The sequence below is a fragment of the Arthrobacter sp. AIWTK1 genome (assembly GCF_056680535.1).
The window spans coordinates 3,588,046-3,603,648 of the sequence record NZ_CM155287.1; the positions used below are offsets into that span (position 1 = coordinate 3,588,046).

Consider the following 15,603-nt stretch of genomic DNA (forward strand, 5'->3'; position numbering starts at 1 on the left):
CCGCGTTTCCGCCGGTTGCACCCACTTTCCCCAACGACGCGAAAGGTTCACGCAATCGTTTTGCAAGATTCGGTCAAGGTTTGCTGTGCATGGAGATGTTGAGCAATTCCATCGCTTAGTGCCATCACGGTTCCGACGACGGATTCGACCAGGGCGTCTCTCCCACCCTGTCGAGGGGACCCGGCGATCCAAGTGCCGCAACTCATCGCACCAAGGGATTGTGTACTAGAGCCGGCTTCCTCGTCCCTCGAGTAGCGGCGTTTCACGGACCTTTGCCCCCGGACAAGCGGCGGCTCCCTGCCGGACAGTGCTGCCTATACCGCCCCCGACCGAGTAGTCAAACGGGTATCGACCCGGGAAATTGGAGTAATCAAATTCGGAGAGACGGGTGAGTGACACTCGTGCCGTGCCCGGAAGCCCTCCGGTAGGTTCAGAGCACTTGGCCGGTTGGGAGGCCCAGATCAGACTAGAAACCCAGGTCAGATCGACGCATCCCACCCCAATCATCGTCAACTCCAGACCACCTGCCACCGGAAAATATCGGTCCGCCGCGCTCCGCGGACTTCGCTCCCCGGAGGGTTCCCTATTTTCACGCCGGAGGAAACTATGCCCTCACGTATTGAGTCAAAAGAAGCTGCATGGCCGAAACCCAGACCGATAAATCACGTGAGGCAAAGGCATTCCTTGAACCTCGATGTTCCTGCTGCCATGCCGGCGTTGCATCGAGTAGCCAGTCTGGCTGGAGATACTCTTGCGGCCACGCACAGACAGCCATCCGGGGGGCGCCTGTCCGTCGCCAAGCGGCTTTGGTCCGCGCAGCGCCTGGCCCTTCTCCTCGGTCTGCTGGATCTGGCGGCCGGCCTGTGCATCGCCCTAGCAGCAACAATTACCGGGTACCTGGACTCCTTCGCCGACGTTCTTGTTTTTGCATGCTGGCTCCTCGTTTGGTTCGTTTGCTCGACTGAAGTGGGAGGGGTCCCCCCACTGGGCGGGTTCTCTGGTCGCCGGAACACGATCGAAATCTTTGTCCTCAGCATTCGCTCCGGAGCCTCTGCTCTAGCCGTGTGCGTCGTGCTCGGAGTCATTATCGGCCAAGAGCATGGCTACCTCGAACTCATCGAGGTAATAGCCGCACTCAGCCTGTTCAGCGGCGTGGCTAGGGTGTTCCTAACGCGGCTGTGGTCTCCTCGAGTCCTGGTGGTCACGCTCGAAACCGATCCGATTCCTGTGGGCTACGCTCCAAACTCTACATACCGGCACCTTCCTGTAGCTGCCGAGCTGTTAGAGAATCCGGACCTTCTAGTGACCACAATCGCAGAAGCAGCCAAGGCGCTTGACGCATGCAACGTGGAGCTTGTCGGCGATGTGGGTCTTTCCGGCCAGCTTTGGCGAAGCCTCAGCTGGGCGCTGCGGGAGCAGCACGCCAGCCTGAGCTTCGCCGTCGCAGGCGGTCCACTACGCCAACGTAGGGTCAAATGCGCGGTCAAAGGCCCCCGTGTCGTCCTTGAGATTTCAGCTCCGGCGCAGCGCCTAGCCGTAAGGCTGGGAAAGCGGAGCACCGATATCGCAGGATCGATATGTCTACTTCTCATGCTTTCGCCCGTGCTTATTACCGTGGCGATATTGGTCAAGTTAAGTAGTCCTGGCCCAGCCTTGTACCGGCAGGAACGTGTGGGCAAGGACGGTGCTCTGTTCGATATTTTGAAGTTTCGTTCCATGGCCGATGGCTCGGACGCGCAACTGCAGTCCCTGCTCAGGAAGCAGGACAAGGGTGACACTCCCTTGTTCAAGGTGGATAACGACCCTCGAATTACGCGAGTGGGCGCCGTTCTTCGCCGGTACTCGCTAGACGAACTACCACAGCTATTCAACGTCCTTGGCGGCTCCATGAGCCTGGTGGGGCCCAGGCCCCAGCGGCCGGCAGAGGTTGCACTGTACCGCGGAGACGCCGCACACCGCCTTGGAGTACGCCCAGGGATGACGGGGCTGTGGCAGGTGAGCGGGCGTTCACGGCTTACCTGGGAAGAAGCTCAACGACTGGACGTTGACTACGCCCACAACTGGTCACTCTGGGAAGACCTACATATCCTAAGCCGTACCGCTCGCGCGGTCTTCGGAGCAGACGGTGCTCAGTGATGTCCCGCGGGATTGAGACCTCGGTGCCGCATCAAGATGCCGTCAACTTCATGAGTGAAAGCAGGGCCAGGGGCCGGGTGGGTCACAGTGCAGGAGCACAATTATTCGCGATAGGCCTCGTGGGCACGGCGTGCACCCTCTCCTTGGTTGCGCGGCGATTGCTGCCCGAAAGGTTCCTGCTTGACGACTATCACATCAAGTTAGCCATTGAGAGCCCGATGGCTGGTGAAGAAAAGGCGCAATCCTTCCGAAACATCGCCACTGTCTACAGGGTTCTTGGGCTCGGCTACGACCCGGCAATGGATGCTTTGTTGACGATGATCATTTTTAGCCTGGCGGTTTTTGCGGCCGCCAGGTGGACTGAGATCGCAAAATTCGGTGCTGTTGGCGTAACCGTACTAGCGAGTTGTTTCCTCTGCGCCGTTGTCTACTTGGCCCAGTACAGCAAAGAGTCCATTCCGGTCCTTCTGGTCCTGCTCCTTCTGACCATGCCTCGGCATATTGGGGCAGAAATCCTGTTTGTGGCGGCGGCGGTCGGTTACGGTGCTCTTTTCCGGCAGTACTGGTTTTTTGTGGCCGCAATTTACATCGTCTGGCGGTTGCTACTGACCAGAACCCGCAACCCCGTGTGGATGCTGGCCGCCGTCGCGATTCTGTATGCCTTGCTGGAGTTGACCTTTCAAAACTTCCTCGGCGCGGACCTCACCAGCTTCCGTCAAATCGTGAATGACTCCCGGGAGGGTGAGTCCGTTGCGTCCCTCATTTCAGATCCCTTGGCGGCCGACGGGTTCACCATGGTGCCCAGCGCGGTACTGCTGCTGCTGGGGCTGCTCGTACCTATCCAGCTTTTCCTGAGCGGGAACGCCATCCACATAATCTCCGGCGCGATGATCGCTTTCCTGTGGATTACCGCATTCAACGGAATCCTCCGCGCCAAGCCTGGGCAGGGCCGGCAGGAGCTGGGCCTCACCGCCCGGACAAAAACAGACTCAAGCCGCTCACTGAGGGCCACGCGGGCAGCCGCCCTACTGCTGGCGGTCGTTTTGGTACAAGCCATATTCGAGCCAGATTTCGGGTCCTACCTCAAGCATCTCACTCCCCTTCTTCCGTTATTCCTAACTCTGGTTCCGTTGCGTGGTCAGGACGTGATCGCATGAAAGTAATGCACGTGACCGACGCAAGTTCGGCCGGCGTTTTGACGTCAGTGACCACTCTCGCGAGGGCACAATCCACCTCGCCCTTGTTCAGCGAGGTTGTCTTCGCCTATGTTCGCCGTGAGGACACCCCAGGGCGCCAAGATATTCAGGCGCTCACGGGCCAGCATGTGGTCGTGCAGGAATGGTCCACCACAAGTGGTCCTGTCCGTTTGGTTGCGCTGACGTATCGTCTAGTCCTTGCATTGCGCTCGGAACACTTTGACGTCATTCATTTCCATTCATCCCGTGCCGGCTTCCTGGGCCGACTGGTCGCGCGACTAACTGGCCGCGCCGGCGATGCGGTCTACAGCCCGCACTTCTTTGCCTTCGCTCAGAGCGGCCTGAGCACGCCCCGGCGCGCAGCATACCTCTTCCTGGAGCGGGTGGCAGCGTTCTGCGCAGACAAGGTTGTGGTCGTATCGGATTCGGAGGGAACGCTGGCAAGAGCGTCGCTGCCAGGAGTTACCGTCGCAGTCCTTCCCAATGTCGTGGACAACGCGTCCTTGAGTGTCTATGCCCGCAAGTCCATGACCGGAAGCCATGGACCGCGTCTTTCGTCTGCCAAGCGGGTCTATCGTGTGGTGCATGTCGGGCGCATAGCTGAACAGAAATGCCCCGAACTTTTCAGTGCGGCCGTCGACGCACTGAATGAGCGCTTTCCGCCCGACGCAAACGTCCAGGTCGAGGTGGTTTGGCTCGGCGACGGCAGGCGGTCCCTGTTGGGCGACGGTACCCAGCGAATTCAGGTCAGTGGGTGGCTCCCCCGCGAGGCGCTGCGCGAACGGCTGGCTGCCGCCGACGTCCTTCTGTTCACATCCCGTGGCGAAGGCATGCCGATGGCCTTACTCGAAGCCCAGGGGCTTGGGATCCCCGTCGTCGCTTCAAGGGTGACCGGAGTATGTGACGTCGTGGACCACGGAATCACCGGATTCCTGGGCACGTCCGTTGACGAGCTCGCCGGCTATGTCTACCGGCTCCTAAAGGACGACGGGCTACGGGCACGGATGCGGCACGCATCCCAGGTGCGCAGTGCACTCCTTTTCGATGTCGGCGCCCATGCAGAACGCTCCATGGCGGCGTACCACGCACTGAAGCTCGGCAGCGGGGTGACGGTATGAAGGTCGCGACGGCAAAGCACAGGAGCGAACCGACAGGCATGGCCCGGCTCGGAGGGGATGCAACCACGGTTGCCCTGGGTCAAATGAGCGCCTTCGTCTATCCGTTGATCTCCATTCCGTACCTAAGCCGGATTTTCGGTACTAACGGACTGGGTCAGCTGCTTTTGGCAATGTCCATAATCAACGTATTGGTCCTGGTTGTGGACTTTGGTTTCGGCATGAGCGCACTCCGTCGCGTGGCGCTGGCCGAGACAGCTCGCGAACGGTCCCATATTGTGTCCTCAACGCTGGCCGCCAAGGTCCTTCTGCTCGTGGGCTCCGCATCCGTTCTCGGCATCCTGGTCCTGCTGATTCCGGAGCTCAGGGCACAATGGCATCTCTACCTCATCGGAGCCGTCCTGACAATCGGGGCAGCGGCCTACCCAACTTGGCTTTTGCAGGGAATTGGCAAGATCAAGACCTTCGCGGTGTTGCACGCCGCTTCGCGTCTTATCGCGCTCGTCGGACTCCTACTCACGGTCAGGACAGGGTCCGATAGTGCCCTGGCAATCTTCTGGCAGTTTGCGCCGGCCACGATTGCCGCAGTTGGTTCGTGGATCTACCTGTCCTCCATTGGTTGTCACCAAATCGACCGTCCGACCTGGCACGCAGCAATCAGCGCCCTACGCGAAAGCGCACCGCTTTTCGTCGGGTCAGTTGCCACAATCGTGATTTCAGCGATGAACACAGTCTTCCTCGGCGTACTCTCCACTATCCAACAAGTTGCCTTCTATGGGTCCGGTGAACGTCTCTCCAACGCCTTACGAGGCGTGCTGGGAGGAGTGCAGCAATCCTTGCTTCCGCGTATGAGCGCATCCATCGGCTCTGAGCACGGGGCGGCGCTGCGCCGCACTGTGCTCACCGGGTTGGTAGTGGTTTACGCATTGGCCGGTATCGCGTTGACCGCTTCCTCTGGCGTCCTCGTTCCCTGGTACCTAGGTCACGGATTCGATGCCGTGATCCCAGTCGCCCAACTGCTCGGGGCTGCCCTCTGTCTCACGGGCGTGTCCACGGCCCTGACGTTGCTCCTCATCGCCCACGGGCAAGCGAAAATCTCTTCCCGAGTGCTGCTGAGGGCCGCGCTCTTGCACCTTGTGGTGCTGCCCTTGGGTTGCATCAACTTCGGAGCACTCGGTGCGGCCGGCGCGGTCTGCCTCACTGAGCTCTTCATCGCAACCATGCTCGGCCTGTCATTTCGGGCCTTCGACCGGGACGAGACCTTTGCTCGACCCGCCGGCTACGCCGCTCTTCCTGGGGGAAAACCATGAATCCGACCGTGACAATCGTCATACCCGTATACAACAACGAGGACTTCGTAGCCCGCGCCGTACATTCGGCTCTGAACCAGTCCTTCAAGGACTTCGAGCTAATCATCATTGACGATTCGTCGACTGACCGATCTCTGTCGATTGTTCGTCAGGCGGTCAACGAACGATCGGAATCGGACCGGGACAAGGTTCGCATCATTGGCCGGGAACAGAACCTGGGGTACTCCGCCGCAACAAATACCGGTGTCAGGCTGGCCCGGGGGCGTTGGATCTGGTTCGTGGATGGGGACGACTGGGCCGAACCGGAGATGCTGCAACGGCTTATGGACGCTGCTAGGTCCCACGCAGCGCAAATAGCCGTCTCAAGGATACGCACAGTTCGCACGGCGACCGGAGCTACCAAGATCCTTCCTGAGTGGGCGCCGAGGGCTGCGGTGGCTACAGGGGTTGAATCGTTGAAACACCTGGCGCGTGGAGACATTGGGTCCTTTCAGACAAACAAGCTCGTTTCGAAAAACATCTGGGACGGCGTCGTCAGTCCCGGCAACGCCTATGGGGACCTGGCCATCATGCACAAGCTTTTCAGCCTCTGCGAACGCATTGCCTTCGTGGATGAGCCGCTCTACAACTACTCATTGCACTCGGGTTCAGTCACCGGATCGCTCCGGCCAAGCGTGTGGGACCTTACAGCCCTGCACAGCTTCGTGGACCCCATCCTGGACGAGGTTTTCGCCCCCCACGCGGCCCGTGCCCTCAGGAGGCACTTCACATATCGGCTGGTGTACTGGCCGCTGATTCACAATTCGGCCGCCGACATCAACTCGGGCGTGCTGGCGGAGGAAATTCAGTCGTGGACACGGCATCAAATCCGCTGGACGGAACTCTTGTGGCTCGTTGCCAGGGGGCGGGTGGCGCTGGTCGCCTCCCTGGGGCTGGCAAAGGGCTCACCAGATCTGCACAAGAAACTGTTTCGATACTACAAGGGGCGCACATCATGACATCGGCATTATTCTTCTCCGCGATCCGTCGATACTGGTACCTGATCGTCGCCGGTCTCATGCTCGGTGTGCTCGCTTCAGTGGCGGTCGGTTCTGTCATGCCAAAGACCTACGATGCGACGGCGCAAATCATCCTGTCCGCTCCCAAGGTGTCCGACCCCGCAGTAAGCAGTCTTTACGTCCGGGACCGGATGCCGACATACGCGGGTTTTATCAAGTCGGAATCTGTTTTGGCTAATGCTCGCAGATTGATGGGCACAGATGAATCAACCGGCTTTCTGGCCAGCCACATCGACGCCAGGGTTGAAGTCTCAACAGTCCTAATAACCATCACAGCACGCTGGGGCAACCCCCAAGGCGCCGCCGACCTGGCCAACGCCGTCGCGCGGTCCTATGGTGAGGTGGCCCCACTCCTGGACAACAAGGACGATCCTATCCTCCGCGCCGATATCGTCGAGGCGGCCCAGGCGCCGCTTGCCGACGCTGGCATGAGCATGACGGCCCTGATGATGATCGGGTCCACGGCAGGTTTGGCTGCCGGGCTCCTCGCAGCGCTCCTGCTAAGGGTCTATGGTCCGTACGCCCGTAGCGTCGAAGACATTAGTGAGGCCGCTGACGGCGAAGTCCTGGCCGTCGTGGCTGTTCCGCTTGGACGGGGGGCACATTCTGCCGACAGCCCGTCACCCCGCCGCTCGTCGTCGAACAAGCGCGGCAGCGCCGCTGATTCTTTTGCCACCTTGTACTCGAGAGCGGGCCTGGGCGGACTGGGAACCGGCCCGCGCCTCCTTGTGGTCGTCTCCACAGTGAACGGAGCCCATGCAGCCACGGTTGCGTGGGGCGTGGCAGCAACGTCCGCTGCGAGCGGCCAACGGTGCCTCCTCATGGCTGTCGATTCTGATGCCCGGGCAGTCCTGGAGAGCCACGCCGGTCCCATACCCGCACAAACAAACGCCAAAGTTCCGCAGCTGTTGAGTTCGGAAGCATTCACTACCGCTGAGGGAGGCGTCATAACCGTCGACAGCTTAAACATGCTGCTGCATAGCGCCGCGGGTTCCAAGGACCTTGTGGTGATTGCGGCGCCGCCTCTCGCTACTGATGCCAATACCCGGGCATTTGTGCAAATTGCCGGTGAGACCCTGCTGGCCACTCCGCTTCGGGGCTCCCGACTCGAGACGCTGCGCACCGCGTCCCGCATGGTCAGGCAGGCCGGCGCGTCAATTCTTGGGGTTGTTGCCACAACCTCCAGCACGTCCAATCCCCCTGCAGCGGTCCCAGTCGAGATTGAAGCCAAGACTGAGGCCTTGACGATCGGAGTAAGGTCATGAACGCAACGCGGCCCCCGAGGACAGGCCAGCCCGCCTACACAGTTCATCTCTCCACACCGGACGTGGGCCAGGCCGAAGAGGACGCCGTCGTGCGCGCGTTGCGCTCCGGGTGGGTGGCACCATTGGGGCCTGAACTTGTGTTGTTCGAGCAAGAATTGGCGGCACTGGCCGAGCGGAAGCACGCCCTCGCCGTCAGCTCCGGTACCGCAGCCCTCCACCTGGCGTTGCTGTGCTGCGGCGTACGTCCGGGAGACGTTGTGCTCTGCTCCACCATGACGTTCATCGCGACGGCCAATGCAGTCACTTATACGGGAGCCACACCGTATTTCGTCGATTGCGATGCCACGGGAAACATGGACCCCGACCTCTTGGCTGAAGCACTCGCCGGGCTTTCGGACCGCGGGGCGAAGGTAGCGGCCATCCTCGTAGTGGACATGCTGGGCAAGGTGGCCGATTACGAAGGAATTTCCGCGATCGCGATGCTGTACGGCCTGCCGGTTATATCTGACGCCGCCGAGTCTGTTGGCGCGTACCGGGAGGGGCAACCTGCCGGCTCTTTCGGGAAATGCGCAGCCTTCTCTTTCAACGGCAACAAGATAATCACGACCTCCGGCGGCGGAGTCTTGCTATGCGACGATGTGGAAACTGTCGAACGGGCAAGCTACTTAGCCAGCCAGGCACGCCAGCCAGTAATCCACTATGAGCACACAGAAGTCGGCTACAACTATCGACTTTCAAACCTTCTGGCCGCCCTTGGACGGGCTCAGCTGAATCGGCTCCCCGAATTCAAGGCCCGTCGACGGGAGATTCGGTCCACGTATCGAGAGTTCTGTGACGGACTGGACGGGGTGGAGATCTTTGGCGGCGACGACCAAGGAGATAACTGCTGGCTCACGGCCATCGTCATCGACCCTGAGCGCGCCAAATTCGATGCTCCTTCGCTCGGCGCCCGCCTGCAGGCAGACGGGATAGAGACCCGGCCGTTGTGGAAGCCGATGCACTTGCAACCCGTGTTTGCCTGCGCGAGCCAGTTTCCGAGGCTCGCCAACGGCACATCCGAACGATTTTTCAGGCAAGGCATAGTACTGCCGAGCAGCCCGAACCTGTCCGAAGACCAGCTCAGCATGGTCATTGACCGGATCAAGAGTTTTGCCACCGAGTTCGAACTGGTTTCCTAATCCCCTTGCATCACTGACCTACCCGAAAGGGACTGACATGAACTATCTTCACGGAGAAAACGTATTGATAACGGGTGGCGCCGGTTTCATCGGCACGAAGCTGCAAAAAGAGCTCGGGGCGGCCCAGCATGTTGCAGTTGTGGACAACCTGCATCCTCAAGTCCATGGCCTCGAGCCCAAGCCCGTCGACCTAGCCTTGAACGCGACGTTCTACAGGGGCGACATAGCTGACCCGGAAACCTGGGATGACGTCTTAACCGGGTTCAGGCCGACGGTGCTGATCCACCTGGCAGCGGAAACTGGAACAGGGCAGTCCTTGACCGAATCGGCCCGCCACTCCCACACCAATGTGCACGGGACGGCAGTCATGATTGACGCCCTCCACCGGGCCAATGCATTCCCGAAGCATGTACTGCTGACGTCCTCCCGCGCGGTTTACGGGGAAGGCGATTGGGCGGAACCCTCCGGACAAACATTCAGCGCCCAGCCACGGGACGCCGTTGCCCTTGAAAATGCCCGCTGGGCTCCCTTGGGACCAGCCGGTCAAGAAGGCAAGCCAATGCCCAACAGCGCCGCCCAGGTCAATCCACGGCCGACCAACATCTACGCGGCGACGAAACTTGCGCAGGAGAATATTCTGTCGTCCTGGTGCCAGTCATTCCAAGTACCACTGAGCATCCTCCGGCTTCAAAATGTCTATGGAGCCGGACAGGCGCTGGACAACGCCTACACCGGTGTCCTGACGTACTTCGCCCGCCAGGCCGCCAACGGCGAGACCGTGGAGGTTTACGAGGACGGCGGAATTATCCGTGACTTTGTCCACGTCGCTGATGTGGTGCAAGCCATACTCTGCGCGTTGTCCACGCCGCCGCCCCCCGCCCAGCCACGCACGCTGGACATCGGATCCGGGACACACGGGACTCTGTTTGCGTACGCGACGCAGCTGGCCACGGCCGCAGGATCGCCTCCGCCTGCCACGTCGCGACGCTACCGTGCGGGGGATGTCCGCTCCGCGTTCGCCGAAGTGGAGTCTGCCCGCCGGGAAATAGGTTACGAACCGTCGGTTCCGTTCCAGGAGGGCCTTGTTGACCTCATGGGCTGGGCCTACCAAGGAGCCAGCAAATGAATATCATCTCTCCCATTGCCCTCGTGACGGTCACCTACAACAGCGAAGACGTCCTGGATGACTTCTTCAACAGTTTGCTGAGGGATCCCAGCCTGCCCAGAATCAGGCTCTATCTCATCGATAACGCTTCCGCGGACAAGACACTTGAAGTTGCTGCCCGCTATCAAGACCGGATTGATATTTCGATCACAGCAAATGATGAAAATCTCGGTGTCGCGGTGGGTAATAATCAAGGCATTTCGGCAGCGCTGAGTGCTGACGCCGAGTGGATCCTCCTGGTGAACAACGACACCATAATCCCTGCGGGTACGATCGCCGGCTTGCTGAAAACGGCGACTGAACAGGGATTACATATCCTGACTCCAACGATTGAGGGTATTGAACCAGCCGAAAGTGTCTGGTATGCGGGGGGCACAATTTCTCCGTATCAGGGTATGAAGGTAAGGCACGAAAAAATGGGGTCGCCCATGTCCGGGGCACCCCGCGGATTGCGCAAAACCCCGTACGCGTCCACGTGCTGCCTCCTGATCCACCGTGACGTTATCGATCGCATCGGGGGCATGGACAAGGACTACTTCGTCTACTTCGATGATGTTGATTTTGCTATCAGGGCAAAGGCGGCCGGGTTCCCTTACTGGCTGACAGGAGAGTACAAAATAATCCACAAGGCGAGCAGCCTCACCGGCGGCTACCTTTCGCCCTTCTCCGTTCGATGGATTTCACGGAACTGGGTGCTGGTCACCCGAAAGCATTGTTCCCCGGTTCAGAGGATCACGGCGCTGGCCTATATGCAGTTGTGGATGCTCGCACGGATGGCGGTGCGGCGGGACACCATTGCACATTTCAAATTGCGCCAACGCTCGTTTCTGGAAGGACTGAAAGTGCCGATGACCAGCAACGGAGCCTTCGTCGGGCTTGAGTAATTATTCGGCCCAGCCAGCCCTGGCCTCCCCCTCCCCCACTACAACCCCAATCTGAAACTCCGAAGGGAAAAGGCAATGAATCGACGAGGTTCCCAAATGCACATCGTAATGGTGACGAATGTCGTGGCGCCGGACAAACTGGGCGGCTTGGAGAGATACGTCCGTGAACTCTCTGCAGAAATAGTCCGTCAGGGCCACTTGGTCACGGTTGTTTCAAAAAAGACCAATGACTTGCAGCCACTTGATGAAGAGTTTGCCGACGGCGTCAAAGTACAGCGCTACGACGTGCCGTCAAAGCGGGACCCGCTGTTTGCCATTAAATATCCATTTCTCGTGGCCATGGGCGTAAGGAGGGCAATAACGGCGGCAATAGCCGACGGCGACGCTGGACACACCATCATCCACGGACATTTCCCACTGCCCATGATTTATCCGCTGCTCCTCCGCATGCCGTATGTTTACACGTGCCACGCGCCAGTATATAAGGAGATATTGGACGAGCGGCAGGAAAGTTACCGCCTACCGGCGATTGTGCAGGGCGCGTTCATCGGCACCTTCAAGGCGGTTGAGAAGCAGATCATCCGTTCTGCGGAGCGCGTGGTCACTCTTAGCCAGTTCGTTTGCAACGAGGTGGTAGAGCTCACCGGCCAGGCTCCCGAGAGCATTACCCGCATCCCTGGCGGCCTCGACACCGCATGGTTCACTCCAGGTTCGCAGCCGGAGGCACTCGAGCGCGCCAAGGGGCCCCTTCTCTTCACCGCCCGCCGCTTGGTCAGCCGGACCGGAGTGGAGGAGCTAATCCGCGCAATGCCGTTGATTCTGGAACAGAAACCCGATGCGAGGCTGACCGTAGCCGGCGACGGTCCGCTCAGGGACCGGCTGCAACGCATCATAAAGGAATTGGAACTCGTAGAATCGGTTCAGCTGGTCGGCCGCATCAGCGACGCAGAGCTGCGGGACTGGTACAGGCGAGCAGACATTGCTGTGACCCCCACGCGGAACCTCGAAGGCTTTGGACTCTCAACGGTCGAGGCCATGGCGTGTGGTGCCGTTCCCTTGGTGACGCCCGTCGCAGCCAATCCTGAGATCGTCGGGAGACTCTCCTCAATACTCGTCGCACCAGCAGCTGACGCCCGAGGAATAGCAAGCGGAGTTTTGAAGCTCTGGCAGGCGCCCGGTTACACAACGCTTAAGGCGTCGGTCCGGACGGAAGTCCATCCACGGCTGGGTTGGCCGGAAGTCGGCAGTCAGTACCTGGATCTCTACCGCAATATGTTGAGAATTGGAGTAGAAATTCCGCGGCAGGTCATGGCGTCGGACCCTGTGTAGGAGGAAGCTAGGAGAACGCGCCGGCACCGTGTTGGACCGGCAGATCCGCGCATCAAGGAAAGCCGACTACTTACGGTCATTCCGTTCCGAGGGGCTTATGGGGTCCGGCCCAAGGGAGGCACGAACCGTGGGCAAGAAATTTCGGAGGAATCATGACAGGCCGTTTACAGCCGTTGCGCCGCCACAGCCTAGCGGCAGTGATCTTGTTGATCGTCGCAACTTCCATTACAGCCGCTGCGCCATCCGGGGGCGGCGGAAATTCATCAGGACCTAGTACGGGCGCGAATTCAATAGTGGGGCCGAGCGTTGCCGGTGCAGAGGGGCTTACGCCCGGTTTTGGCTTTATGGTGTTGTTCTCCACCAGCGGTCACGGCCCGACTTTGGAAGAGTTTAAAAAGGATATAGATCTCCTGGCGGCCAACGGGCAAAAGTGGGTCCGCTTAGGAATCGTGGGCTGGGACATCATGGAAATTTCGGGACCAAAACGGGAAATTATCTGGAATGATGCAGCGCTGAAACAGTATGATGCCGCCGTTGATTACATCAATTCCAAAGGTCTGTCTATTCACCTGATAACGGCGGATGCCGACAATGATCCAGCCATCAGTTTCGACGAATATAAAATCACACTGAAACAATTCTGGGACACTCTCGCACAACGATTTGCTAACAAGGTCCAAGTCTGGCAAGTGTACAGCGAATCCGACACAGCGCATTTTCGGTTGCTCAGCCAGCCCATCGAAGACATCACCTCCGATTATCTGTCCGACCTTGGCTCCATGCTGGCGATAGCCAGAACTTCCATAAAAGCGGTGAACCCCGGGGTGCTGTTGACAACAACATCGACCGGATGGCCGATGTCGGATGAACGCCAAGACAGATGGCAGAAGTACTTCGACGGCATATCGCAATACTTGGATGTCATCTCTTTGGATGTCTACCCGGCGGACAATTTCGTTGAAATACAGATGCTCCCAAAGCGCATCAACGACACGAAACTCCGATATGGAAAGCCCGTAATCATTTCTGAAGTGGGGCTGCAGGTTGCCGGACAATGGACCTCCGAGGATCAGCGTCTCTTCGTGCCTGCCGCGATAGCGGCAGCGAAACAGGCAACCCCGTTGGCCATCATTGTTTATCAGCTGCGCGACGACGGGACCAACGCTTTCGGACTCATCGAGGAAAATGGGGTGCAGCGTCCAAGTTTCATGGCAGCAATCCAGGTCATGAGGTACTAGCCCGGAGGTTTGATGGGCGGCTGCGCCTTCGATGCAAGGTTCCACGGTGTTTTTCCGCCGGTTTCGGTTGCTTTCAACGGCGGGTATGCAGAACTGCGCTCACTGAATCCGGTGTGGCTCCGGCGAGGACGCTACCGCGGCATCCTGCCAGCGGACAGCGGACAGCGCACCATCTCACAGACGAATGACGGAGCGGGAAGCAAGAACTGTCGGAGCCTGTTTGCCGTGCTCCTGGAAGGTGACTTCTACGTTCATCTCGAAGTCGCGGCGGTCCCTCCTCCCGCCACAGTAGCCATAGCGGTCGATCGCGAAGTCCTGCTCCGTTGAACCTGCGGCCACCTCGTACATGAAGGCCGCCGTAAACGTGCCACCCTTGATTGTCAGTGCGGGCGAAACGCACGCCGCACCCGCACCGACGAAGGAAAATGACAGGCTGCCAGGCGCCGGAGCCAGCCTACCGATCTGCAAAGCCGATGTGACGACGGGCACCACCGGACTCATGGTGATTTGGACGCTCACCAAGCCGGAGACGGCACCCAGGCCCCGCACGCGGAGTGCGACTGGCACCTTGACGGCAGGCCGAAGGTGGCCAGCCTCATTAGGGTGCGTTGTGGAAGGAATGGCCCGAATACCCGTGACGAGCACCGCTGAAGCCGCCGACGCTTCGCCTGCCGTGATCGGTACCGGAGCGTCCCAAGCAGGCGCGGCAGCGGCCGCCAAGGTCAGGGCGGCCTTCCTGTTCTGAACCGACCTAGCGCCTCCCCACACCGCCCTGCGGTGAGTGGCTCCGGCATGATCCTTGATGCGATACGCAAGCTCTGACATCTACGCCCCCCGTAGTAATCGATTGGGCTTCCCTGGCGGGCCGCCCTGCTGCTGTGGCCGGCTTTCACCGGTTGATTCCACTGTGCACAATGTGACGCTAGGTTCCCGCAACCGACCCGCAAGTTTCAATCAAGAATCTGCCAAGTCATCGGGGCGATTCGCCCGCAGCCGGAGGCACCTAGCGTGTTAAGTTGAATGCCAGGGATCGCACCGATCTGACAGCAATACCCGAAAGAGCCCTTACCGTGGAATCGCCAACGCCCGTACGGATCCTCACAGTCTGCACGGGAAACATCTGCCGCTCCCCCGTGGCCGAACGCCTCCTTCAGGCCGGCCTGGACCAGGTGCTGCCAGGGGCCTTCGAGGTGCGCAGCGCCGGCACCCGTGCCATGGTGGGCAGCCTCATCCAACCGCTGTCCTCAGACATCGTGCGCATGTACGGCGGCACGGACAAGGGCTTCGCCGCCCGGCAGCTGACCCAGAAGATCCTCCGCGACACTGACATCGTCCTCACCATGACCTCCAAGCACCGCGGCGAAGTACTCCAACTGGACGCCTCCCTACTCAAACGCACGTTCACCATCCGGGAATTCGCGCGGATGCTGGAGGCTCTCGAGGAACGCGACGCCGCCACCAGCGCCGGAGACAAACCTGGAGCCAGACCCGCCGAAAAAGCGCACGACGCCGGTACGCTGTGGCGCGGCCTGCCCGCCCGCCTCGCCTCTGTCCGGCACCTCGCCCTCGCCTCGGACAGCTCCGACAACGAAGTGGTCGACCCCTACAAACGCGGCCCCGAAGTCTACCGCCAGATGGAAGACGAACTGGCCCCCGCCATTCTCACCATCCTCCGCTACGCCCGGCTCAACACGCCCACATAACAGGACTTTCGGCGTCGGCCTTTTCC

At 60.0% G+C, this 15,603-nt stretch carries 13 protein-coding genes; 12 read left to right on the forward strand and 1 reads right to left on the reverse strand.

The annotated features are described in order from the left end of the window. Positions 1 to 684 precede the first annotated feature (684 nt). The 11 genes from AC1MDG_RS16455 (at position 685) to AC1MDG_RS16505 (ending at position 13,874) form a co-directional block, all read left to right on the forward strand. The gene (locus AC1MDG_RS16455) at positions 685 to 2,136 is read left to right on the forward strand and encodes an exopolysaccharide biosynthesis polyprenyl glycosylphosphotransferase (RefSeq protein WP_479805217.1); all 1,452 of its coding nucleotides are present in this window, start codon (positions 685 to 687) and stop codon (positions 2,134 to 2,136) included. Beyond that, the gene (locus tag AC1MDG_RS16460) at positions 2,136 to 3,293 is read left to right on the forward strand and encodes a hypothetical protein (RefSeq protein WP_479805219.1); all 1,158 of its coding nucleotides are present in this window, start codon (positions 2,136 to 2,138) and stop codon (positions 3,291 to 3,293) included. Before AC1MDG_RS16455 ends, AC1MDG_RS16460 begins: the two co-directional genes overlap by 1 nt. Continuing rightward, positions 3,290 to 4,450, forward strand: a complete 1,161-nt coding sequence (locus tag AC1MDG_RS16465; RefSeq protein ID WP_479805221.1) for a glycosyltransferase — start codon at positions 3,290 to 3,292, stop codon at positions 4,448 to 4,450. Before AC1MDG_RS16460 ends, AC1MDG_RS16465 begins: the two co-directional genes overlap by 4 nt. Next, entirely contained in the window at positions 4,447 to 5,757 is a 1,311-nt protein-coding gene (locus tag AC1MDG_RS16470) for an oligosaccharide flippase family protein (protein WP_479805223.1), read from the forward strand. The genes AC1MDG_RS16465 and AC1MDG_RS16470 overlap by 4 nt, the downstream gene beginning before the upstream one ends. Further along, positions 5,754 to 6,755 (forward strand): glycosyltransferase family 2 protein, encoded by a 1,002-nt coding sequence (locus AC1MDG_RS16475; RefSeq protein WP_479805225.1) that lies wholly within the window; start codon positions 5,754 to 5,756, stop codon positions 6,753 to 6,755. The genes AC1MDG_RS16470 and AC1MDG_RS16475 overlap by 4 nt, the downstream gene beginning before the upstream one ends. Then, positions 6,752 to 8,080, forward strand: a complete 1,329-nt coding sequence (locus AC1MDG_RS16480) for a hypothetical protein (protein ID WP_479805227.1) — start codon at positions 6,752 to 6,754, stop codon at positions 8,078 to 8,080. The genes AC1MDG_RS16475 and AC1MDG_RS16480 overlap by 4 nt, the downstream gene beginning before the upstream one ends. Before the next feature lie 62 nt (positions 8,081 to 8,142). Further along, positions 8,143 to 9,258 (forward strand): DegT/DnrJ/EryC1/StrS family aminotransferase, encoded by a 1,116-nt coding sequence (locus tag AC1MDG_RS16485; protein WP_479805229.1) that lies wholly within the window; start codon positions 8,143 to 8,145, stop codon positions 9,256 to 9,258. 37 nt (positions 9,259 to 9,295) lie between these two features. After that, on the forward strand, positions 9,296 to 10,384 hold the full coding sequence (locus tag AC1MDG_RS16490; protein ID WP_479805231.1) for an NAD-dependent epimerase/dehydratase family protein: 1,089 nt from the start codon (positions 9,296 to 9,298) through the stop codon (positions 10,382 to 10,384). Further along, complete coding sequence (locus AC1MDG_RS16495; protein ID WP_479805233.1) at positions 10,381 to 11,307, forward strand: glycosyltransferase family 2 protein; 927 nt, start codon at positions 10,381 to 10,383, stop codon at positions 11,305 to 11,307. The genes AC1MDG_RS16490 and AC1MDG_RS16495 overlap by 4 nt, the downstream gene beginning before the upstream one ends. A 96-nt stretch (positions 11,308 to 11,403) precedes the next feature. Further along, positions 11,404 to 12,636, forward strand: coding sequence for a glycosyltransferase family 4 protein (locus tag AC1MDG_RS16500; RefSeq protein ID WP_479805235.1), 1,233 nt, complete (start codon positions 11,404 to 11,406; stop codon positions 12,634 to 12,636). Positions 12,637 to 12,788: 152 nt separating this feature from the next. Beyond that, positions 12,789 to 13,874 (forward strand): hypothetical protein, encoded by a 1,086-nt coding sequence (locus AC1MDG_RS16505; protein WP_479805237.1) that lies wholly within the window; start codon positions 12,789 to 12,791, stop codon positions 13,872 to 13,874. Between the two features lie 174 nt (positions 13,875 to 14,048). Here AC1MDG_RS16505 and AC1MDG_RS16510 read toward each other — a convergent pair whose 3' ends face one another. Next, a complete protein-coding gene (locus AC1MDG_RS16510) occupies positions 14,049 to 14,393 on the reverse strand; it encodes a hypothetical protein (RefSeq protein WP_479805239.1) in 345 nt (114 codons plus the stop codon). A 551-nt stretch (positions 14,394 to 14,944) separates the two neighbouring features. Here AC1MDG_RS16510 and AC1MDG_RS16515 point away from each other — a divergent pair. Next, a complete protein-coding gene (locus AC1MDG_RS16515) occupies positions 14,945 to 15,577 on the forward strand; it encodes an arsenate reductase/protein-tyrosine-phosphatase family protein (RefSeq protein WP_479805241.1) in 633 nt (210 codons plus the stop codon). Positions 15,578 to 15,603 lie beyond the last annotated feature (26 nt).

Bases quoted from the DNA above. Each gene is read 5' to 3' on its own strand.
- AC1MDG_RS16460 (WP_479805219.1), top strand. From the start codon at position 2,136: ATGTCCCGCGGGATTGAGACCTCGGTGCCGCATCAAGATGCCGTCAAC.
- AC1MDG_RS16480 (WP_479805227.1), top strand. From the start codon at position 6,752: ATGACATCGGCATTATTCTTCTCCGCGATCCGTCGATACTGGTACCTG.
- AC1MDG_RS16505 (WP_479805237.1), top strand. From the start codon at position 12,789: ATGACAGGCCGTTTACAGCCGTTGCGCCGCCACAGCCTAGCGGCAGTG.
- AC1MDG_RS16475 (WP_479805225.1), top strand. From the start codon at position 5,754: ATGAATCCGACCGTGACAATCGTCATACCCGTATACAACAACGAGGAC.
- AC1MDG_RS16470 (WP_479805223.1), top strand. From the start codon at position 4,447: ATGAAGGTCGCGACGGCAAAGCACAGGAGCGAACCGACAGGCATGGCC.
- AC1MDG_RS16500 (WP_479805235.1), top strand. From the start codon at position 11,404: ATGCACATCGTAATGGTGACGAATGTCGTGGCGCCGGACAAACTGGGC.
- AC1MDG_RS16490 (WP_479805231.1), top strand. From the start codon at position 9,296: ATGAACTATCTTCACGGAGAAAACGTATTGATAACGGGTGGCGCCGGT.
- AC1MDG_RS16495 (WP_479805233.1), top strand. From the start codon at position 10,381: ATGAATATCATCTCTCCCATTGCCCTCGTGACGGTCACCTACAACAGC.
- AC1MDG_RS16465 (WP_479805221.1), top strand. From the start codon at position 3,290: ATGAAAGTAATGCACGTGACCGACGCAAGTTCGGCCGGCGTTTTGACG.